This is a genomic window from Pseudomonas sp. AC247 (assembly GCF_979258015.1).
Genome location: NZ_OZ409829.1, coordinates 3,885,095 through 3,904,283 on the forward strand (window position 1 = coordinate 3,885,095; position 19,189 = coordinate 3,904,283).

The 19,189-nt window shown below is 60.5% G+C and carries 18 protein-coding genes, 1 pseudogene and 1 riboswitch; of the genes and pseudogenes, 5 read left to right on the forward strand and 14 right to left on the reverse strand.

All coding sequences use genetic code 11. From position 1 onward, the window contains the following. Positions 1-105 precede the first annotated feature (105 nt). From ACZZ0B_RS17505 to cobO, 6 genes are read right to left on the reverse strand one after another with little or no spacing between them, the layout of a single operon-like run. Complete coding sequence (locus tag ACZZ0B_RS17505; protein ID WP_463545870.1) at positions 106-1,557, reverse strand: cobyric acid synthase; 1,452 nt, start codon at positions 1,555-1,557, stop codon at positions 106-108. After that, a complete protein-coding gene (cobD, locus tag ACZZ0B_RS17510; protein WP_463545871.1) occupies positions 1,554-2,546 on the reverse strand; it encodes a threonine-phosphate decarboxylase CobD in 993 nt (330 codons plus the stop codon). Before cobD ends, ACZZ0B_RS17505 begins: the two co-directional genes overlap by 4 nt. Further along, positions 2,539-3,447 carry an adenosylcobinamide-phosphate synthase CbiB gene (gene cbiB, locus ACZZ0B_RS17515; RefSeq protein ID WP_463545872.1) on the reverse strand — a complete coding sequence of 303 codons (909 nt, stop codon included), beginning with the start codon at positions 3,445-3,447 and terminating at the stop codon, positions 2,539-2,541. The genes cobD and cbiB overlap by 8 nt, the downstream gene beginning before the upstream one ends. Further along, positions 3,444-4,094 (reverse strand): 5,6-dimethylbenzimidazole synthase, encoded by a 651-nt coding sequence (gene bluB, locus ACZZ0B_RS17520; protein ID WP_463545873.1) that lies wholly within the window; start codon positions 4,092-4,094, stop codon positions 3,444-3,446. The genes cbiB and bluB overlap by 4 nt, the downstream gene beginning before the upstream one ends. Continuing rightward, the gene (locus ACZZ0B_RS17525) at positions 4,091-5,491 is read right to left on the reverse strand and encodes a cobyrinate a,c-diamide synthase (RefSeq protein WP_463545874.1); all 1,401 of its coding nucleotides are present in this window, start codon (positions 5,489-5,491) and stop codon (positions 4,091-4,093) included. Before ACZZ0B_RS17525 ends, bluB begins: the two co-directional genes overlap by 4 nt. Beyond that, a complete protein-coding gene (gene cobO / locus ACZZ0B_RS17530) occupies positions 5,488-6,099 on the reverse strand; it encodes a cob(I)yrinic acid a,c-diamide adenosyltransferase (RefSeq protein WP_463545875.1) in 612 nt (203 codons plus the stop codon). The genes ACZZ0B_RS17525 and cobO overlap by 4 nt, the downstream gene beginning before the upstream one ends. An 81-nt stretch (positions 6,100-6,180) precedes the next feature. Further along, positions 6,181-6,410: riboswitch (cobalamin riboswitch) on the reverse strand. Positions 6,411-6,573: 163 nt separating this feature from the next. On the opposite strand from cobO, the gene ACZZ0B_RS17535 reads away from it, so the two are divergent. Continuing rightward, positions 6,574-7,158, forward strand: a complete 585-nt coding sequence (locus tag ACZZ0B_RS17535) for a hypothetical protein (protein WP_008082926.1) — start codon at positions 6,574-6,576, stop codon at positions 7,156-7,158. Positions 7,159-7,224: 66 nt separating this feature from the next. Further along, on the forward strand, positions 7,225-8,538 hold the full coding sequence (locus ACZZ0B_RS17540; RefSeq protein WP_463545876.1) for a PQQ-dependent sugar dehydrogenase: 1,314 nt from the start codon (positions 7,225-7,227) through the stop codon (positions 8,536-8,538). A 133-nt stretch (positions 8,539-8,671) separates the two neighbouring features. Here the strand turns inward: ACZZ0B_RS17540 and ACZZ0B_RS17545 are convergent, their stop codons facing one another. From ACZZ0B_RS17545 to ACZZ0B_RS17565, 5 genes are all read right to left on the reverse strand, one after another. Next, a complete protein-coding gene (locus ACZZ0B_RS17545) occupies positions 8,672-9,208 on the reverse strand; it encodes a C40 family peptidase (protein WP_008082929.1) in 537 nt (178 codons plus the stop codon). A 220-nt stretch (positions 9,209-9,428) separates the two neighbouring features. Then, positions 9,429-10,046: a C40 family peptidase gene (locus ACZZ0B_RS17550; protein WP_008082930.1), complete on the reverse strand. Its 618-nt coding sequence runs from the start codon at positions 10,044-10,046 to the stop codon at positions 9,429-9,431. 226 nt (positions 10,047-10,272) lie between these two features. Continuing rightward, positions 10,273-10,977: a DnaA regulatory inactivator Hda gene (gene hda / locus ACZZ0B_RS17555; protein ID WP_008082931.1), complete on the reverse strand. Its 705-nt coding sequence runs from the start codon at positions 10,975-10,977 to the stop codon at positions 10,273-10,275. A gap of 216 nt (positions 10,978-11,193) precedes the next feature. Further along, positions 11,194-12,267 (reverse strand): AI-2E family transporter, encoded by a 1,074-nt coding sequence (locus ACZZ0B_RS17560; protein WP_463545877.1) that lies wholly within the window; start codon positions 12,265-12,267, stop codon positions 11,194-11,196. Between the two features lie 34 nt (positions 12,268-12,301). Beyond that, positions 12,302-13,360: a DUF2066 domain-containing protein gene (locus ACZZ0B_RS17565; protein WP_008082934.1), complete on the reverse strand. Its 1,059-nt coding sequence runs from the start codon at positions 13,358-13,360 to the stop codon at positions 12,302-12,304. A gap of 373 nt (positions 13,361-13,733) precedes the next feature. On the opposite strand from ACZZ0B_RS17565, the gene purM reads away from it, so the two are divergent. Genes purM through ACZZ0B_RS17580 form a run of 3 tightly spaced genes read left to right on the forward strand, consistent with a single transcriptional unit; the run spans position 13,734 to position 16,164 of the window. Beyond that, positions 13,734-14,792, forward strand: coding sequence for a phosphoribosylformylglycinamidine cyclo-ligase (purM, locus tag ACZZ0B_RS17570; protein ID WP_008082936.1), 1,059 nt, complete (start codon positions 13,734-13,736; stop codon positions 14,790-14,792). Further along, the gene (purN, locus tag ACZZ0B_RS17575; RefSeq protein WP_463545878.1) at positions 14,792-15,442 is read left to right on the forward strand and encodes a phosphoribosylglycinamide formyltransferase; all 651 of its coding nucleotides are present in this window, start codon (positions 14,792-14,794) and stop codon (positions 15,440-15,442) included. Before purM ends, purN begins: the two co-directional genes overlap by 1 nt. A gap of 8 nt (positions 15,443-15,450) precedes the next feature. Further along, positions 15,451-16,164: a DUF3108 domain-containing protein gene (locus ACZZ0B_RS17580; protein WP_008082942.1), complete on the forward strand. Its 714-nt coding sequence runs from the start codon at positions 15,451-15,453 to the stop codon at positions 16,162-16,164. Between the two features lie 138 nt (positions 16,165-16,302). On the opposite strand, the gene ACZZ0B_RS17585 is transcribed toward ACZZ0B_RS17580, so the two are convergent. The 3 genes and pseudogenes from ACZZ0B_RS17585 to ACZZ0B_RS17595 all read right to left on the reverse strand — a co-directional run bounded on the left by ACZZ0B_RS17585 (position 16,303) and on the right by ACZZ0B_RS17595 (position 19,114). After that, complete coding sequence (locus tag ACZZ0B_RS17585; RefSeq protein ID WP_440095798.1) at positions 16,303-17,166, reverse strand: methyl-accepting chemotaxis protein; 864 nt, start codon at positions 17,164-17,166, stop codon at positions 16,303-16,305. After that, positions 17,158-17,928: pseudogene (locus tag ACZZ0B_RS17590) on the reverse strand (MCP four helix bundle domain-containing protein); the annotation flags it as partial. The pseudogene ACZZ0B_RS17590 and the gene ACZZ0B_RS17585, both read right to left, overlap by 9 nt. Before the next feature lie 130 nt (positions 17,929-18,058). Next, positions 18,059-19,114, reverse strand: a complete 1,056-nt coding sequence (locus tag ACZZ0B_RS17595; protein WP_463545879.1) for an amidohydrolase family protein — start codon at positions 19,112-19,114, stop codon at positions 18,059-18,061. Positions 19,115-19,189 lie beyond the last annotated feature (75 nt).

Below are 19,189 nucleotides of genomic sequence, written 5' to 3' on the forward strand. Positions count from 1 at the left end.
TATGGGTTGAGACGACTGGCGCTATCGCGAGCAGGCTCACTCCTACAAGGGAACGCGGTCAACTGTAGGAGTGAGCCTGCTCGCGATGAGGTCATTGAACCCACCTCAAATCCCACAGAGCTGACGCAACAGATCGGTATCCAGATGCTTCTCCACCAGATCCGCCAAGCGCTCGATATCGCGCTCGCGCAACCCGTGGTAATCCACTTCCTGCACATCGTTCAACCCGGCCCAACGGAGCAACGCCGCACTCGCCGCCGGTGACTCGAACAAGCCATGCAGATACGTGCCGAATACCTGCCCATCTACACTTTGCGCACCATCACAACGACCGTCATCCAGATGCACCGCCGCATTCTCCAGCGCCGCCCCGGTCGTCACGCCAGCATGAATTTCGTAACCACTGACCTCGGCATCTTCAAGCGCCAAACGCCCACGCACATTGCGCAATTGCTTGTCGGCCTCAAGCGTCGTTGCAAACGCCAGCAAAGCCAAACCGGCACTCGAACCGGGTGCGCCTTCAAGACCGAGCGGATCATGCACCTGCTCACCGAGCATCTGCAGACCACCACAAATCCCCAGCACTTTGCCGCCGTAGCGCAAGTGCCGATTGATCGCTGTGTCCCAACCATTGGCGCGCAAATAGGCGAGATCGCTGCGCACGCTTTTCGAGCCCGGCAGAATGATCAGATCGGCAGCCGGAATCGCCTGTCCCGGCCCGACAAATTGCAGGTCGACCTGCGGGTGCAGACGCAGCGGATCGAAATCGGTGTGGTTGCTGATGCGCGGCAGCACCGGCACCACCACTTTCAGCACTTGTTCGGCCTTGTCGGTCTGGCGCTGATCGATGCCGTCCTCGGCTTCCAGATGCAGATCCATCACATACGGCAGCACGCCCACCACCGGCTTACCGGTGCGCTGTTCCAGCCAGTCGAGGCCCGGTTGCAGCAAGGCGATGTCGCCGCGAAAACGGTTGATGATGAAGCCTTTGACTCGCGCCTGCTCACTCGGCGAGAGCAGCTCCAGCGTGCCGACCAGATGGGCAAAAACCCCGCCGCGATTGATGTCGGCAATCAGCAGCACCGGGCAATCCACCGCTTCGGCAAAGCCCATGTTGGCGATGTCGCCAGCGCGCAGATTGATCTCGGCCGGCGAGCCTGCGCCCTCGACCATCACCAGTGGATACGCAGCACTGAGCCGCTCGTGAGAAACCAGAACAGCTTTCATCGCGATGGCTTTGTAGTCGTGATAGGCCACGGCATTCATCGACGTCACCGCGCGACCGTGAATGATCACTTGGGCGCCGGTGTCGCTGTTCGGCTTGAGCAGCACCGGATTCATGTCGGTGTGCGGTTCGAGGAACGCCGCTTGCGCCTGCACCGCTTGCGCACGACCGATCTCGCCGCCGTCTGCCGTCACCGCGCTGTTGAGCGCCATGTTCTGCGGCTTGAACGGCACCACCGCGACGCCCTGACGGGTTGCCCAGCGGCACAGTGCGGTCACCAGCGTGCTTTTACCGGCGTCGGAAGTGGTGCCCTGCACCATCAAGGTGGTCATGGATTGTCCTTGGCGAAGGCGATTAACGCCTGTTCGAGTCGCGCTTCCTCGGCCGCATCAGCAGGCAGGCCGAAACGCAGGCTGCTGTTATGGGTGAAGATGCGCAGGAGGATGCCGCGTCGGGCCATGAATTCGTACAGCGATTGCGCTTGATCAGTGATCAACCACTGAAACAACGCGCAGCCGCCTTGCGGTTTGAAGCCGTAGCGCTCAAGCAGCGTCGCCAGGCGCTCGCAGGCTTCACCGCTGCGAATCCGCTGGCGTGTGTGGTTTTCAGTGTCTTGCAGACAGGCCTGCCCGAGCACCCGCGTCGGCCCGCTGACCGCCCACGGCCCGACCTGCTCGGCGAGCAACTTGAGTAACTTGCGCTCGGCCAGTACAAAGCCCAGCCGCACCCCGGCCAAGCCAAAAAACTTGCCGAACGATCGCAGCACGATCAGCCCGACCTGATGCGCATGCGCCGCCAGGCTCAGGTGCGGCGTGTTGTCCATGAACGCTTCATCGACCACCAGCCAACCGCCGCGCTGCGCCAGTCGCGCATGCCAGTCGAGCAGCCGCGCCGGGGTCAGGCTCAGGCCGGTTGGGTTATTCGGATTGACCACCACCAGCACGTCGAGGCTGTCGAGGAAAAACTCGACTTCCTGTTCCAGCACTTCACGCACGATATAGCCACTGCGGCGCCAAGCTTCGGCATGCTCGGCATAGCACGGCGACAACACGCCGACCTTGCCGGCGCGACGTAAACGCGGCAGCAACTGGATGGCCATCTGCGAACCGGCGACCGGCAGCACTTGCGTCGCGCCGTAGTAATCACACGCGGCCTGCTCCAGACCGTCATCGGTTTCCGGCAAGCGCGCCCAGGCACGCAGCGGGATTTCCGGGATCGGAAATGGCCACGGCGCGAGACCGCTGGACAGGTCGAGCCAGTCCGCCTCGGCGATGCCGTAATCGTGCGCCGCCTTACGCAGTCGGCCACCGTGCTCAAGCATAGAATTCAGCCCCCACGCAGAGAATCAGCAGCCATAACCATACCCCGCGCTGGACCAATTGCCAGCCACGGTCGATGGAATCGGCATCGGCCGGAGCGCCTTCGCCAAGTTGCGGACGCTCATGCAGTTCGCCGTGGTAAATCGCCGGGCCACCCAATTCAACACCCAGCGCTCCTGCGCCAGACGCCATCACCGGGCCGGCGTTGGGGCTGTCCCATTTTGGCGCCTGCGTACGCCAGCATTTCAAGGCGAGTCGGGTTTTGCCCAATAGCGCGTAGGTCAACGCCACCAGACGCGCAGGAATGTAGTTGAGCACGTCGTCGATTTTCGCTGCGGCCCAGCCGAAACGCTCAAAGCGCTCGTTGCGATAACCCCACATCGCATCGAGCGTGTTGCTCAAGCGATAGAGCACTACGCCCGGGGCACCGGCGACAACAAACCAGAACAGCGCGGCGAACACCGCATCACTGCCGTTTTCCAGCACTGATTCGGTGGCGGCGCGGGCCACGGCGGTGCTGTCGAGTTCATCGGTCTGGCGACTGACCAGATAGCCGACTCGCTTGCGCGCTTCGTCCAGATCATCCGCGCGCAACGCTGCGGCCACCGGGGCGACATGCTCGCCGAGGCTGCGCATGCCGAGGGCGCAATACAACGCGAGAATTTCGACCACCCAACCCACGTACGGCGCCCATGATAAGGCCGTGGCAAGCAACGTCAGCGGCAGCACCGCGATCACCCACGCGGTGACGCCATGGCTGCGCCAGCCACGACCACCGCCGTTGAAACGTTGCTCGATGCGCCCGGCAAAATTGCCGAACGCCACCAGCGGATGCCAGCGTTTCGGTTCACCGAGCAGCGCATCCAGCGCCACTGCGGCGACACTCAACAACGCCACACTCATTGACTCACTCCCCAATAATTTTCATACAGCAACTCATTGAGCGGCCGCGCCTGCGCCCACCCTTCGAGTACCAGCATCGGCGCCGGATAGAACTCCTTGACCGGGCCCAGGCACAAAACAGCCAGGGGTTTGGCGCCTGCCGGCAATTTCAGCAGATCGGCGAGTGCCTGTGGCTCGAACAACGAGACCCAGCCCATGCCCAAGCCTTCTGCGCGCGAGGCCAGCCAGAGGTTTTGAATCGCGCAGGACAACGACGCCATGTCCATTTCCGGCAGCGTGCGGCGCCCGAAAATGTGCTTGTCGCGATCATCCATCAGCGCGGCGACCAGCACCTCAGCGCAGTCGTTGATGCCTTCGACCTTGAGTTTCATGAACTCGTCACTGCGCTCGCCGAGGGCAATGGCTGTGCGGATGCGTTCTGCTTCGACGAGGCTCTGGATCTGACCGCGTAACGTTCGGTCGCTGATGCGAATGAAGCGCCAGGGCTGCATCAGGCCGACGCTTGGCGCCTGGTGGGCGGCTTCCAAAAGTCGGCGCAACAGCTCCGGCTCGACGCTGCCACCGGTGAAGTGGCGCATGTCGCGGCGTTCGGCGATGGCTCTGTAAACCGCTTCGCGCTCGGCTTCGGAGAATGCGTTGTCGGTCATGGCCCCATCGCGAGCAGGCTCGCTCCTACAGGGGATTGCGTTTCGTCAGGCACACCATCGCCCACTGTAGGAGTGAGCCTGCTCGCGATAGCGTCCTCAAGGGACGGCGCAAACAATGCAGCGACAGCCGCAGGATTCGACGGAAAATAGAAGTGCACATAAGAAGCCGTCATCCGCCCTTCCCGATAAACCGCCTCGGCGCCGCGCCCACCATTCGGGCTCAGCCCTCGAGCAATCGGCGTCAGTTCGGTAGTCGTCAACGAATGATGATAAGTGTGCCCACGCAACGAACCTTCCGGCAGATCCACCGCCTGCAACGCCAACGCCGCCAGACGCTTCTGCATCACCGCGTCGCCCTTGAGCAGCCCAACCAGCTCAGCGCGAGTGCCTTCAACATCCGTCAGCGAATCGAGCAAATACAGCATCCCGCCACACTCAGCGAGCAACGGCTTGCCCGCCGCATGGTGTGCAAGGATTGCCGCAACCATCGCGGTGTTCTGCGACAACGCAACATGGTGCAATTCCGGATAACCGCCCGGCAGGTACAGACTGTCCGCCTCCGGCAATTGCGTATCGCGGATCGGCGAGAAAAAGCTCAACTCGGCGCCCATCGCCCGCAGCAGATCCAGGCTAGCGCCGTAAGTGAAGGCAAACGCCTCATCACGTGCAACGGCAATGCGCACATTCTTCAGCAGCGGCTCAACAGCGACGACGTCCGGCGCGGCAAATTCCACGGCCGGTGGCAGCGCTACCTCGCAGCTGCTGGCCAGTGCATCGGCTGCGGCGTCGAGACGCACATCGAGGTCATTCAGTTCGCTGGCCTGGACCAGCCCCAGATGCCGACTCGGCAATTCAATGCCGGTCTCGCGCGACAATGCGCCGTACCAACGCAGACCTTCGGTAAGGCTGCCTTCCAGCAATTGCGCATGACGCAACGTGCCAACCCGGTTGGCCAAAACCCCGGCAAATGGCAGATCCGGCTGATACTTGGCCAGTCCCAGCGCCAGCGCACCAAAGGTCTGCGCCATCGCCGTGCCGTCGATCACCCCGAGCACCGGCACACCAAAATGCCGCGCCAGATCCGCGCTCGAGGGCGTACCGTCAAACAGGCCCATCACGCCTTCGATCAGAATCAGATCCGCCTCGGCAGCGGCTTCCCACAACAGCCGACGACTCTCCTGCTCGCCGACCATCCACATGTCCAGTTGATACACCGGCGCACCGCTGGCACGCTCGAGGATCATCGGATCAAGGAAGTCCGGGCCGCATTTGAACACGCGCACTTTGCGCCCCTGATTGCGATGCAAACGGGCGAGCGCGGCGGTGACGGTGGTCTTGCCCTGACCGGAGGCCGGAGCGGCGATGAGCACCGCCGGGCAGTGACGTGGTTGATTCAAAGTTCGACGCCTTTCTGCGCTTTGATGCCGGCCTGGAAGGCGTGTTTGAGCATGCCCATTTCGGTGACCGTGTCGCCCATCTCGATCATTTCCGGCTTGGCCGCGCGACCGGTGACGATCACGTGCTGCATCGGCGGACGTGCCTGCAGATCGCTGAGCACCTGATCGAGATCGAGGTAGCCGTGCTTGAGGGCGATGTTCAGTTCATCGAGCACCACCAGGCCGATCGACGGATCACGCAGCAGCTCACGGGAAACCGCCCATGCCGCTTCGGCTGCAGCGATGTCGCGCTGGCGATCCTGAGTTTCCCAGGTGAAGCCCTCGCCCATGACATGGAAGCGCACTTGCTCGGGGAAGCGGCGGAAGAACAATTCTTCGCCGGTGCTGTTACGCCCCTTGATGAACTGCACCACGCCGCACTTCATGCCGTGCCCCATGGCGCGGGCGAGCATGCCGAACGCCGAGCTGCTCTTGCCTTTGCCATTGCCGGTCAGCACCAGCACCAGGCCGCACTCGTCGGGGGAGTTGGCGATGCGTTCGTCGATCACGGCTTTTTTGCGCTGCATACGCGCCAGATGGCGTTCGTCGCGCTCGGGGGAATCAGTCATGGGGGAGCTCTCCGTTGGGGCTGGATAACGGCGGGCAGGCACAAGAATAGACGGCAAAAAGCCTGGCATCGCCCACCGTGATGCCGCTGGATGGATCAGGCCGGTCTCCGGGCTCATGAGCGGCGTTGGCCTGGCTGCGCGCCTTCCCGCTTCTGTCGAGGCAGTGGCTCAAGGCGCAGCTTTTACTCATTTACCGTTGCGGGGGCAGCGCCGGGATCGTGATTGTTCTTCACCTGAAGACAACCCTCACCGGCTTCCCTGTTTCACTCTGTCGACGTGGGTCACAGAGCACCTGAAACAAGCCGCGAAGGTTAGAGGGTTGGGGGTGGAGCGTCAATTAAAGAGGCGGCCATCGGGCGAATAACTGCCGTCGATCAATTATCTGGCGCCAATCTTGTGCCACACTGATACAAATGATATCAAAGAGCCATGCTTTTCCCGAAAAAGCCCATCACAAGAATAAGGATGATGACGATGCAAGGCATGATCATCAGCAACCCGCGCCTGGAATTCCTGCGCCCGCTGCTTGAACGCTGGTTTGACTGTATCGACCGCTTTAACGCCGTACGCGGCGACAGCGACACACCGTACTGGCATGACGAGAAAGCCAATCTCGGCCTGCTCTCGGCAGCGGCGTGGATGGCCGAACTGGTCACCCTGAACGACACGCCCACGCGCAAACAGAATGAAGAAGGTGAGCGCAATGCCCGCGCCGACCTGTTCATTGCCAGCGCCGAAGATCGCGCTTACATTCAGGCTACGCAGCGCTGGCCACGGGTCACCAACCTCAACCTGACCCAAGCCCTGCTCGACATTACCAACGATGCCAAACGCATCAGCTTTGCCAGCGACCTCAAGCTCGGCTGCCTGTTTGTCGCCCCGCAAAAAGCCCAACACAGCGCCAGCCCCGAAGAGCTGCAAGACATGGTCGACGACCTGCAAAAGGAACACACCTGCGCGGTCGCCTGGTATTTCCCCTACGCCTACCGCAAATTGCGCAGCGAAGCCGGCAATTATCATCCCGGCATTGCCGTGCTGTTCAAGGAGGCCCGCGGCTGAGCAGTTGAACCATCGGGCTTGCGACCTCCTCTATGATTAGGAATGCATTCATAGGGAAGATCAGCAATGCGCAAGCCCCAGCTCGTTTTCGTCATCGCCCTCGCCGGAGGGCTCGCCGCCTGCGGTGAATCCTCCAGCCTGCAAGTCACCGACGGCACCGGCCCGTCGCCGAAATTGCCCGAACCGAACAAGACCCTGATCCCGACGGTGAACATCGCCCCGGCGATCGGCTGGCCGGAGGGCGGCAAACCGACGGCGGCGGTCGGCACTCAAGTCGCGGCATTTGCCGAAGGCCTCGATCATCCGCGCTGGCTCTACGTGCTGCCCAACGGTGATGTGCTGGTGGCGGAAACCAATGCACCGCCGAAACCCGACGACAGCAGCGGCGTTCGTGGCTGGGTCATGAAGAAAGTCATGGGCAAGGCTGGGGCCGGCGTGCCGAGCCCGAACCGCATCACCCTGCTGCGCGACGCCGATCACGATGGTGTGGCCGAGACGCGCACGGTGTTTTTGCAGAACCTCAATTCGCCCTTTGGCATGACCCTGGTCGGCAATGATTTGTATGTCGCTGATACCGATCGCCTGTTGCGCTTTCACTACGAACCCGGCGCGACCGAGATCAAGTCGCAGCCAATCAAAGTGACCGATCTGCCCGGCGGCACGTTGAACCATCACTGGACCAAAAACGTCATCGCCAGTAAGGACGGCGATAAGCTGTACGTCACGGTCGGCTCAAACAGTAACGTCGGTGAGAACGGCCTGGATAAAGAAGAAGGCCGCGCGGCGATCTGGGAAGTCGATCGGGCGACCGGCAATCACCGGATTTTCGCTTCGGGCATTCGCAACCCCAACGGCCTGGCTTGGGAGCCTACCAGCGGCGCACTGTGGACAGCGGTCAACGAGCGTGACGAGATCGGCAGCGACCTGGTGCCGGATTACATTACTTCAGTGAAGGACGGCGGTTTCTACGGCTGGCCGTTCAGTTATTACGGGCAGCACGTCGACGTTCGAGTGTCGCCACAGAATCTGGATCTGGTGGCCAAGGCCATCGCCCCGGATTACGCGGTCGGCCCGCACACCGCATCGCTCGGCCTGAGCTTCGCCGAAGGCAACACCTTGCCAGCGCAGTTCAAGGAAGGCGCGTTCATCGGCCAGCATGGATCGTGGAACCGTAAACCGCACAGTGGCTACAAGGTGATTTTTGTGCCGTTTACCGGCGGCAAGCCGAGCGGTAAACCGGTGGATGTGCTGACCGGGTTCCTCGACAAGGACGAAAACGCGCTGGGGCGCCCGGTGGGTGTGGTGATCGACCAGCAAGGTGGCTTGTTGGTGGCGGATGATGTTGGCAACAAGGTTTGGCGAGTAACTTCTGCCAAATAATTTAGCGCCTGCCCCAAAACAAATGTAGGAGTGAGCCTGCTCGCGATAGCGTCGTATCAGTCGACATCATTTTTGACTGAATGAACGCCATCGCGAGCAGGCTCACTCCTACAGGGGATTGTGTGCAGTTGGATTATGGGTTGTGCGCCAGATGCTCAGGTTGCAATACGCGCTTGGCGCTTAGATAGGCCTTCTGCCAATACGCCTTCGACAGGCTGTCGAGCTTCACCGTGCCGCCCGTTGCCGGTGCATGCACGAAGCGCCCTTCACCAACGTAAATCCCCGCATGACTGACCTGCGAGCCGCCATTGGTGGCGAAGAAGATCAGGTCACCGGTCTGCAAGCCTTCCTTGCCGACATTCGGTGCCTGCATCACGATCAGCTCACGTGTCGAACGCGGCAGGGAGATACCGGCTGCGTCGCGGTAAACAAAACCGATCAAGCCACTGCAATCAAAACCCGAATCCGGCGTATTGCCACCCCAACGATAAGGCGTACCAACCAGGCCAAGCGCGCGAAACAGCACGTCTTCAGCAGCCGGCGAGAATGATTGAGAGGGGCCGAACACGACCGGCGCGCGAACTACCGGCGCAGGCGGCGGTGTGCGACTGGCGCAGGCGCTGAGCAGCGCTGCACAGAGCATCAAAGTGAGGCGGGCCGACATCGTCATAAGCAGAACATCCTGATCTGGCTGCGGCTTTCTCTGCCGGATGGACAGAAAACAAAACCGCCTGCGGAGCACGCAGGCGGTTTGCCATCAATATAGATACAGGATTCTAGCGGCTACGCGGCAAACTTCAAGTAAGACTTTAACTTCACCTTGTAAAGTCTAGGTCTACTCCGTTGCCGTAACCGTTTGTCGCCGCGAACGCAGCGACAACGGGGGGGAATTACTTGCGAGCGGTGACCACGGTCGGGGCCATCGCGAGTGCGCGCTTGGCTTCGATGAAGGTCTTGTTCCAGTAGCTGTCACCCAGGCTATCGATGCGAACACCGCCACTGCGACGACTGCTGGAATGGATGAACTGGTTGTCACCCAGGTAGATCCCGGCGTGACTGACACGACCGCGACGACCGTTGGTGGCGAAGAACAGCAGATCGCCCGGCTCAAGGTTGCTGCGCGAAACCAGCGGCGCATCCACGTTGATCATTTCGCGAGTGGAGCGTGGCAGGTTCATGCCGGCTTCTTCGCGGAACAGGTAACCGATGAAACCGCTGCAATCGAAACCGGCTTCGGAGGTACCGCCGAAACGGTAACGGGTACCGATCAGGGACATGCCGCGTTCGAGGATGCTGTCGGCCAGGACAGGAAGCTGATAAGGCTTCTTGCCGTTGAATTCGTTGAGTTCTTTTTCGGTATCCAACTCTTCCTGGTAAATAACGGAAGACTGGGCCGTGGCAGAATTTTTAACCTGTTGAGGCTGCTCTTGAACTGGAGAATGAGCAGCGCAACCGAACAACAGGGTGACAAATGCGAGAGGCACGAGGGGTGCGAAGCGCTTTAGCATGGGCACGACCGTGGTTGATAGTTGTAAAGAAGCCGAGACTATGCCCGCTATCAGCCTCATTTGCAAATTCAATCGATCTTTTTGTGACTTCTCGGTTTCTCGTTTACATCTAAGCGCTTAAGCCCTTTTGAGTCGATACGCGGCCTGCACCACGTGCAGGAAAGCGGATTTTCTGGCGCCTGAAATATGCCGAACGCCGCTGAGAGCCCCGGAATAAAAGGGATGACTACCAGCCGAGGGTTTCTTTGAGGAAGGGGATGGTCAGCTTGCGTTGCGCCTGCAAAGAGGCCTGATCAAGTTGCTCGAGCAGGTCAAACAGCGCACTCATGCTGCGCGTGCCACGGGTCAAAATAAAATGCCCGACCTCATCGGTCAGGTGCAAACCGCGACGCGATGCGCGCAGCTGCAAGGCACGCAATTTGTCTTCGTCGGAGAGTGGGCGCATCTGGAAAATCAGCGCCATGGTCAGGCGCGACTTCAAGTCGGCCAGTTTGACCGGCAGTTCACGCGGCGAGGTGGAGGCCGCGATGAGCAGGCGGCGACCGCTGTCACGCAAGCGGTTGAACAGATGAAACATTGCCTCTTCCCAGTCAGCCTTGCCGGCAATCACCTGCAGATCATCCAGGCAAACCAGTTCGTACTGTTCAAGGTTGTCGAGGATTTCAACACCGCGATCCATCAACTCGGCCAACGGCAGATAGACTGCCGGCTCACCCATCTGCTCAAAACGCAGGCAAGCCGCCTGCAACAGATGCGTACGCCCTACGCCGTGCTTGCCCCACAGATAGATCAGGCTTTCTGTCCACCCGGCGTCGGCTTCGCATAGGCGCTCGACATAGCCGAGTGCAGCGGCATTGGCGCCTGGGTAGTAGTTGATGAAGGTGGCGTCGTCACGCAGACGCACACCTAGGGGCAGCTGAATCGGTTTCATGCTGACTGAACAGTTCTCAAGGAACCGTTAGTGGCCTCTGTGTAAAGTTTGCGAAGTTTATACCCGTGAAGCTGAGCGCACAATGCGACAGAGTCCAAGCAAAATCAAAGGTTTGCGTTAACACGCTGGTTTTATGACAGATTCTCTGACGGTGTCTTGCCAGCATTGCCCGCAAGACACGGGCCAACCCGGCTTCCACCGGGCCGCCCGCCGGTATTACAACTCCGGTTCGTCGACACCACTATAAATTTCGGAATCCTTGTACAAGTCGTGGACATGGCGCACCAGCACCATGATCACCGCCGCTACCGGCAGCGCCAGCAGCACCCCGGTGAACCCGAACAGTTCGCCACCCGCCAGAATCGCGAAAATCACCGCGACCGGGTGCAGACCGATGCGGTCACCGACCAGCAACGGCGTCAGCACCATGCCTTCCAGCGCCTGACCGACCATGAACACCGCGACAATCCCGATCATCGGATACAAATCACCACCGAACTGGAACAACCCGGCAATCAGCGCCGCGCCAATGCCAATGACGAAGCCCATGTACGGCACGATAGCCGCGAGACCTGCGATCAAACCGATCAACAGTCCCAGCTCCAGGCCAACGATCATCAGGCCCGCCGCATAAATCACGCCCAGCGCCAGCATCACCAGCAACTGTCCGCGCACGAATGCGCCCAGCACTTCATGACACTCACCCGCCAGTGCAACCACGCGCTCTTCACGATCACGCGGCAACAGGCTGCGGATCTTCGCCATCATCACGTCCCAGTCGCGCAGCAAGTAAAAACTCACCACCGGGATCAGCACCAGATTGGCCAACCAGCCAATCAGTGCAAGGCTCGACGCCGTCGCCTGGCTCAGCACCACACTGACGATGTCGGTGGTCTGCCCCATGTGCTCGCTGATGGCAGCCTTGACCTTGTCGAATTTCCAGAAGCCGTCCGACAGCCCCAGCTTCGCCTGCGCCCACGGCAGTGCGGTGTGCTGCAGCCAGTCGAGCATCTGCGGCGCCAGCTCGTACAAACGCACTAGCTGCTTGGCGAGCATCGGCACCAGCACCAGCAACAGCGCCGTGACAATCAGGGTGAACAAGGCAAATACCGAGATCACGCCCCAGGTTCGCGACAGACCGAGCCGCTCCAGGCGATCCACCAGCGGATCGAACAGATACGCCAACAACAGCGCCACCAGGAACGGCGTGAGGATCGGGTGCAGCAACCATACAAACGTGCAAAGCAGGACTACCCCACCGAGCCAGAACCAACGCCGCGTATCGGCCATGTACCACTCCTGTTGCTTCTATATAAGGAAAGACTTACCAGCGAAACCGCAACGACGGCGCAGCAGGTGTCGGGGCTGGCACTGCGACCGGCGCTGCACCTGCCACCGCCGGCTGAGGCGCTGCTACCGGAACCGGGGCTTCGGCAGGCAGTTCCTGCAACTTTGCCAGCGACAATTGCGCGCGCATTTGATCGGCGCTGCCATTGACCTGATAAACGATACGATCGCCGTCAACACTTTGCAGACGCACGCCAAACGGTTCGAGTAACCGCAACAGCGTTGCGTAATGCTCAAGATTCATGCCCTGCACTTCCAGGGTCTGCTGACCCGAAGCGCCAGGCTTGGCAACAAAGCGTGGTGCCAGGCGCTCAGCCACCGCGAGCATCACCGCGTCGGCCACGGCAGCCTGATCGGCGCCCTGGACGCTGCCGGCTTCTTTTTGATCGCCCAGCCACAAGTGCCATTTGGCTTGCCACTGCCCGCCGTCTTCGCGCGCATGCACCGCCAGCAAGGCATCCGCGTTGTACCGCTCGGAGGCGCCGCGCAACGGTGCCGCGTCGGTGCCTTCCAGCGCTGGCGCAGTGGCGACCAGTTGTTCACTGAGGTCCGCCAGCGGCAAACGCAGCGGCAAACCGCGATGTTGCGCGGCTGTACGCAACGGCGCAGCAGCGGCCTGGCCGTCACCGACCAGGCTTGAACCCTCAGCCGAATCGTTCAGCCACCAACTCAGAATCGACGGCCGACTGGCGCCCCACAACGACAAGCCGGCGCGACGCAGCGCCTGCTCGGTGGTCGCCGGATCGAAATCGACCTTCAGCACCTCCGGCGGCCCGGCGTCAAAACCGAACTGACTGATGATTTGCTGCGGATCCTTGCGAATCGCCGCCAGCCCCGGGTTCTGCGGGGCCTTCGGATCGCCGGTCAGGCGCAGCACCAGCGTGTCGAGCGCCGCTTGCGTAGCGCGATCACGCTCTTGCGGCGCCTGGCCATTGACCGGCTCGCGCACCTGATAAAGGCCTTTGAGGTTTTCGGCGTGACTCGCCAGGCTGATCAATGACAAACAACCGACAAACAATAATTTACAAAAACGCATGGAGAATTCCCGTCGACAGGAGCGGCTGGAACAGGCCGCATGAACCGGTTAAGCAAGGCTGTGACCCTCGGCCGTTGCAAAACATTCACACGGCGGCGATAAGTTTTTGCACAGTGATAACGATAGACGGTTAATCGCCACACCTTATACAGGCAGTCATACGCCTCAATTGCAAAAAATTTCTGCGGATATGGCCCTGCCCGTCGGTGCGAGGATGGCCGCTGCCCCTCAAGCCTGATAAAATCGCGCGCCTTCGCAGACCGGCAACAGCCGGGCACCTCGAAACTCGCGTGAGGCACTCGCCCCCTCGATTTCGATGTTCCCGCTGAACTCGGTCGTTACCCCTGAATCCCCTCCCCTAAAGGCCTGGATCATGAGCAAGCAACCCTCCCTGAGCTACAAGGACGCCGGTGTAGACATCGACGCCGGTGAAGCATTGGTCGAACGCATCAAGAGCGTCGCCAAGCGCACTGCGCGCCCGGAAGTCATGGGCGGCCTGGGCGGTTTCGGCGCCCTCTGCGAAATCCCGGCCGGCTACAAGCAGCCAGTGCTGGTTTCCGGCACCGACGGCGTTGGCACTAAGCTGCGTCTGGCGCTGAACCTGAACAAGCACGACAGCATCGGCATCGACCTGGTCGCCATGTGCGTCAACGACCTGGTCGTCTGCGGCGCTGAGCCACTGTTCTTCCTCGACTACTACGCCACCGGCAAACTGAACGTCGAGACCGCGACCCAAGTGGTAACCGGTATCGGCGCTGGCTGCGAACTGTCGGGTTGCTCGCTGGTCGGCGGCGAAACCGCTGAAATGCCAGGCATGTACGAAGGCGAAGACTACGACCTGGCCGGCTTCTGCGTCGGCGTCGTGGAAAAAGCTGAAATCATCGACGGCTCGAAAGTTGCCACCGGTGACGCACTGATCGCCCTGCCATCGTCCGGCCCGCACTCGAACGGCTACTCGCTGATCCGCAAGATCATCGAAGTCTCCGGTGCCGACATCGAAAACATCCAGCTCGACGGCAAACCGCTGACCGACCTGCTGATGGCCCCGACCCGCATCTACGTGAAGCCGCTGCTCAAGCTGATCAAAGACACCGGCGCGGTCAAAGCCATGGCCCACATCACCGGCGGCGGCCTGCTCGACAACATCCCGCGCGTGCTGCCAAAAGGCGCTCAAGCCGTGGTTGACGTGGCTAGCTGGACTCGCCCGGCCGTGTTCGACTGGCTGCAGGAAAAAGGCAACGTTGACGAAACCGAGATGCACCGCGTGCTGAACTGCGGCGTTGGCATGGTCATCTGCGTGGCTCAGGAACACGTTGAAGTAGCCCTGAACACCCTGCGTGATGCTGGCGAGCAGCCTTGGGTGATCGGTCAGATCGCTGCTGCCGCCGAAGGCGCAGCTCAGGTTGATCTGCAGAACCTTAAGGCTCATTAATGTCCGCAACCTGTGATGTCGTGGTGCTGTTGTCCGGCACCGGCAGTAACTTGCAGGCCTTGATCGACAGCACGCGGACCGGCGACAGCCCGGTTCGCATCGCTGCGGTGATTTCCAACCGCGCCGACGCCTACGGCCTGCAGCGCGCCAGTGATGCGGGTATTGCCACCCGCTCGCTGGATCACAAGGCATTCGAAGGTCGCGAGGCCTTCGATGCTGCTTTGATCGAACTGACCGACGAATTCAATCCGAAACTCGTGGTACTGGCCGGCTTCATGCGCATTCTCAGCGCTGACTTCGTTCGCCACTACCAGGGTCGCCTGCTCAACATTCACCCGTCGCTGCTGCCCAAATACAAAGGGTTACACACTCATCAACGCGCGCTGGAAGCCGGCGACACCGAGCACGGCTGCTCCGTCCACTTCGTCACCGAGGAACTCGATGGCGGACCACTGGTCGTACAGGCAGTATTACCGGTAGAGTTGCACGACACGCCGCACAGTCTCGCGCAGCGAGTTCACGTTCAGGAACACCTGATCTATCCGATGGCGGTACGCTGGTTTGCCGAAGGCAGACTGACACTCGGTGAACACGGTGCTTTACTGGATGGCCAGTTACTCGCGGCCAGCGGCCACTTGATTCGACACTAGGAGATATTATGCGTCGCGCCCTGCTCTTCGCTTGCGCTCTGCTCACCCTGCCTTTCGCGCAGGCTGCAGAACTTCAACCGTTCTCCGCCAGCTACACCGCCGACTGGAAGCAGTTGCCCATGAGCGGCACCGCTGAACGCAGCCTGACCAAGGAAGCCAACGGCGTCTGGAAACTCAGCTTCAAGGCCTCGATGATGATCGCCAGCCTGAGTGAAGAAAGCACCCTGACCCTGGACAAAGACACCCTGCTGCCGCAGTCCTACCACTTCGAACGTGGCGGCCTGGGCAAAGCCAAAAAGGCTGATCTGGATTTCGACTGGAACAGCAAGATGGTCACCGGCACCGACCGTGGCGACGCGGTGAAAATCCCGCTGAACCGTGGCATGGTCGACAAGTCCACCTACCAACTGGCACTGCAACATGACGTGGCTGCCGGCAAAAAGACCATGAGCTATCAAGTGGTCGATGACGGCGAAGTCGATACCTATGACTTCCGCGTGCTGGGTTCGGAAAAGGTCGAGACCAAGGCTGGCCAGATCGACGCGATCAAGGTCGAGCGCGTACGCGACCCGACACAAAGCAAGCGCATCACCGTCCTCTGGTTCGCCAAGGATTGGGATTACCTGCTGGTTCGCCTGCAACAGGTTGAAACCGACGGCAAGGAGTACAACATCATGCTCCAGGACGGCACGGTCAACGGCAAAACCGTTAAAGGCAGCTGATCCAGCGCAAGAACAAAGAGCCCCGCGAAATGCGGGGCTTTTTTGTGCCTGTAGGAGCTGCGGCACGCTGCGATCTTTTGATCCTGATCTTTAAAGATCGCAGCCTCGTTTCACTCGACAGCTCCTACAGGGGTAATTTCAGACGGAGAATTTGGCGACCATGCTGTTCAGGTCTACCGCCAGCCGCGACAACTCCTGACTCGCCGCGCTGGTCTGATTGGCCCCCGCCGACGTCTGCATCGCCAGATCACGAATATTCATCAGGTTGCGATCCACCTCCCGCGCCACCGCCGCCTGCTCCTCCGAAGCGCTGGCGATTACCAGGTTGCGCTCGTTGATCAGGGTAAACGCCGAAGCAATCTCCTCCAGCGCCACGCCTGCCGCTTTGGCCAGTTCCAATGTCGAACGCGCCCGCACATTGCTTTGCTGCATCGAACTGACCGCCGAATCGGTGCCTTGCTGAATCCCGCCGATCATCTGTTCAATCTCTTGAGTCGATTGCTGCGTGCGATGGGCCAACGCCCGCACCTCATCCGCCACCACCGCAAAGCCTCGCCCCGCGTCACCGGCCCGCGCCGCCTCAATCGCAGCATTCAGCGCCAGAAGATTGGTCTGCTCGGCAATCGAACGAATCACCTCCAGGACTTTGCTGATGCTGTAGACCTTCTGCGCCAGATCCTCCACCTGGTTCGCATTGGCCGTCACATCATCGGCCAGCGATTCGATGGACAACACCGTTTGATGCACCTGTTCGCGGCCATGCTGGGCGATGCGATCGGATTCACGCGAGGCTTCAGAGGTGGCCACCGCATTGCTGGCCACCTCTTCCACCGCGGCTGTCATCTGATTGACCGCCGTGGCCGCCTGTTCGATTTCCAGACTCTGCTGATGCAACCCCCGCGTGGCGTCTTCCGTGACGCAGCTCAATTCTTCAGAGGCTGAGGCCAATTGGCTGGACGACTCGGAGATTTGCCGAATCGTGTCGCGCAGGTTGTGCTGCATGCTCTTCAGCGCCTGTAACAGGCGCGCCGGCTCGTCCTTGCCGCTGATATTGATATCGCCCGTCAGATCGCCACCGGCGACCACTTCGGCCACGCCCAACGATTGCGCCAGCGGCAGCACAATGCTGCGGGTCAGCAGCAGCGCCAGGCCGATGGTGATCAGCGCGGTGACGCCGATCATTACCCCGACCCACACCCGTGAATTGATGAACACCAGCCGTGCCGCTTCAGTGGCAAGATTGGCGTTGTGCTTGTTCATCTCAACCAGCTCGCGCAGGATGACGGCGATTTCATCGGCCAACGGACTCATCTGGCCATTAAGGATGGTCGCCGCCTCCTCCACTCGATTCTGCGCAGACAACTGCATGACCTGCGCCTGAAGCTCCAGATATTGGTGCTCGGCGACCTTGAAGCGGTCGAACAGCTTGCGCTCCTCGGGCAATACGATCAGCACGTCATAACGCTGCTGGGCTTCGCTGAGTACGCCACGCAGCTCGTTGAGCTTGGTGACATTCTGCTCAAGCGCCTGCGGATCGCGATTGAGCAGCAGGCGCATGGTCAGCGCACGCAGGCGCAGCATGTCCTGGCTCATCTCGCCCACCGCCATCACGCTCGGTAGCCAGTTGTTGTCGACCTCATCGGACTGCGCGCGCATGTTCGACATTTGCAATAACGCGAACGCCCCGAGGGCAAAGACCATCAGCGCCAACAGGCCAAAACCGAGGCCGGCGCGCGGGGCAATATTGAGACTACGGATACTCATTGCTCTGGTTCCTTCCAAAAGCGCTGCATCAACCCTGCAGCTGGTTGCTTAAGAAGGTATCGGCCCGGCGAAAAATTGCGTAAGACGAAAAGGCGATATCAAAAGGCCTTGTTCCTTCAAACGGTAGGCATTAACGATTCAGCGGGGTTTTGCCGGACTTGAGCACCGTTCGCGGCAAGATCGCCAGGAAGTTGTCCCGCGCGACTTTGCGCGCAACGTCTTCTGGCAGCGCATCGAGGAACGGTTCGAAGCTGTGCATTTCCTGACCGAGCTTGTTGAAACGCCCTACGACGTCCGAGCCAAGCATGAAGCGCTCTGGGTACTTCTCGACCAACGCCAGCCATTCCGGGCGCGGTTTGCCCTGCTCGTCCAGCAGGTACGGCGTGAGCATGCTCCACGACAAATCAATAAACAGATTGGGGTACGCCTCGAGCATGCGCGTCAGGGTCGGCAGCAGGAACGGCAGCTGCGTCTGATGCCGATGGATTTCTGCGCTGGTGCCCGCGTGCGCCCAGATAAACCGCGTGTGCGGGTGATTGCGCAGCGGCTCCTCGACTTCCTTCAAGTACAGCGGATTTTTCTCACGCTTGGAGGTGATATTGGAATGCAGCATCACCGGCAGATCGTTCTCCGCGGCCAGATGATAGATCCTGGTCATGGCCTCGTTATTGGCGCGCGGCGTGTCGCCGGCGGTCAGCGCCGTGAGGTCGTCATGCCGGGTAAACACCTCACCGATGCCCTGCCACACGCCCGGATACATCTCGAGCATGCGCTGAATGTGCGCGGCGGAGTTCTTGTCATTGGGATTGAAGCCCGACAGAAACGGATGAAAGTAGGGACGTTTCTCGGCTGGCAGTTTCTGCACCGCATCGGCAACGATCACGTCAGTCGCGCTGTACCAATAGGCATCAGCATCATCGCCGGCGTAATAACGCGGACGTTTGGGTTCGTCTTCGTGCCACTTCTTCGCCACCGGAATACCGGAAATCATCACATGTTCGACAGAACCGTCCTGCATGGCCGTCAGCAGTTTCGCCATGCCCGCGCTTTCCTGGAAAAAATCCACGTAATGCAGGTGCGCGTCGCTGTAGCTGTATTCGCGGGCACTGGCGTTGCCGGCAAGCAGCAGAAAGCAGGCAAGACTCAAACGATACAGGGACACAAGTAATCTCCGGGAAGTAGGCATAGCCTAGACCGCGCCCTGACAACAAGGGTTCATCCCGCAGGAAAGTGGAACGCGCGCCGGTGGGAATGCTCTATA

What these genes read in the sequence shown, in the direction of transcription:
- ACZZ0B_RS17505 (WP_463545870.1), bottom strand. Translation starts at nt 1,557, where the DNA reads ATGACCACCTTGATGGTGCAGGGCACCACTTCCGACGCCGGTAAAAGC.
- cobD (WP_463545871.1), bottom strand. Translation starts at nt 2,546, where the DNA reads ATGCTTGAGCACGGTGGCCGACTGCGTAAGGCGGCGCACGATTACGGC.
- cbiB (WP_463545872.1), bottom strand. Translation starts at nt 3,447, where the DNA reads ATGAGTGTGGCGTTGTTGAGTGTCGCCGCAGTGGCGCTGGATGCGCTG.
- bluB (WP_463545873.1), bottom strand. Translation starts at nt 4,094, where the DNA reads ATGACCGACAACGCATTCTCCGAAGCCGAGCGCGAAGCGGTTTACAGA.
- cobO (WP_463545875.1), bottom strand. Translation starts at nt 6,099, where the DNA reads ATGACTGATTCCCCCGAGCGCGACGAACGCCATCTGGCGCGTATGCAG.
- ACZZ0B_RS17535 (WP_008082926.1), top strand. Translation starts at nt 6,574, where the DNA reads ATGCAAGGCATGATCATCAGCAACCCGCGCCTGGAATTCCTGCGCCCG.
- ACZZ0B_RS17540 (WP_463545876.1), top strand. Translation starts at nt 7,225, where the DNA reads ATGCGCAAGCCCCAGCTCGTTTTCGTCATCGCCCTCGCCGGAGGGCTC.
- ACZZ0B_RS17545 (WP_008082929.1), bottom strand. Translation starts at nt 9,208, where the DNA reads ATGACGATGTCGGCCCGCCTCACTTTGATGCTCTGTGCAGCGCTGCTC.
- ACZZ0B_RS17550 (WP_008082930.1), bottom strand. Translation starts at nt 10,046, where the DNA reads ATGCTAAAGCGCTTCGCACCCCTCGTGCCTCTCGCATTTGTCACCCTG.
- hda (WP_008082931.1), bottom strand. Translation starts at nt 10,977, where the DNA reads ATGAAACCGATTCAGCTGCCCCTAGGTGTGCGTCTGCGTGACGACGCC.
- ACZZ0B_RS17560 (WP_463545877.1), bottom strand. Translation starts at nt 12,267, where the DNA reads ATGGCCGATACGCGGCGTTGGTTCTGGCTCGGTGGGGTAGTCCTGCTT.
- ACZZ0B_RS17565 (WP_008082934.1), bottom strand. Translation starts at nt 13,360, where the DNA reads ATGCGTTTTTGTAAATTATTGTTTGTCGGTTGTTTGTCATTGATCAGC.
- purM (WP_008082936.1), top strand. Translation starts at nt 13,734, where the DNA reads ATGAGCAAGCAACCCTCCCTGAGCTACAAGGACGCCGGTGTAGACATC.
- purN (WP_463545878.1), top strand. Translation starts at nt 14,792, where the DNA reads ATGTCCGCAACCTGTGATGTCGTGGTGCTGTTGTCCGGCACCGGCAGT.
- ACZZ0B_RS17580 (WP_008082942.1), top strand. Translation starts at nt 15,451, where the DNA reads ATGCGTCGCGCCCTGCTCTTCGCTTGCGCTCTGCTCACCCTGCCTTTC.
- ACZZ0B_RS17585 (WP_440095798.1), bottom strand. Translation starts at nt 17,166, where the DNA reads ATGCAGCACAACCTGCGCGACACGATTCGGCAAATCTCCGAGTCGTCC.
- ACZZ0B_RS17595 (WP_463545879.1), bottom strand. Translation starts at nt 19,114, where the DNA reads ATGCCTACTTCCCGGAGATTACTTGTGTCCCTGTATCGTTTGAGTCTT.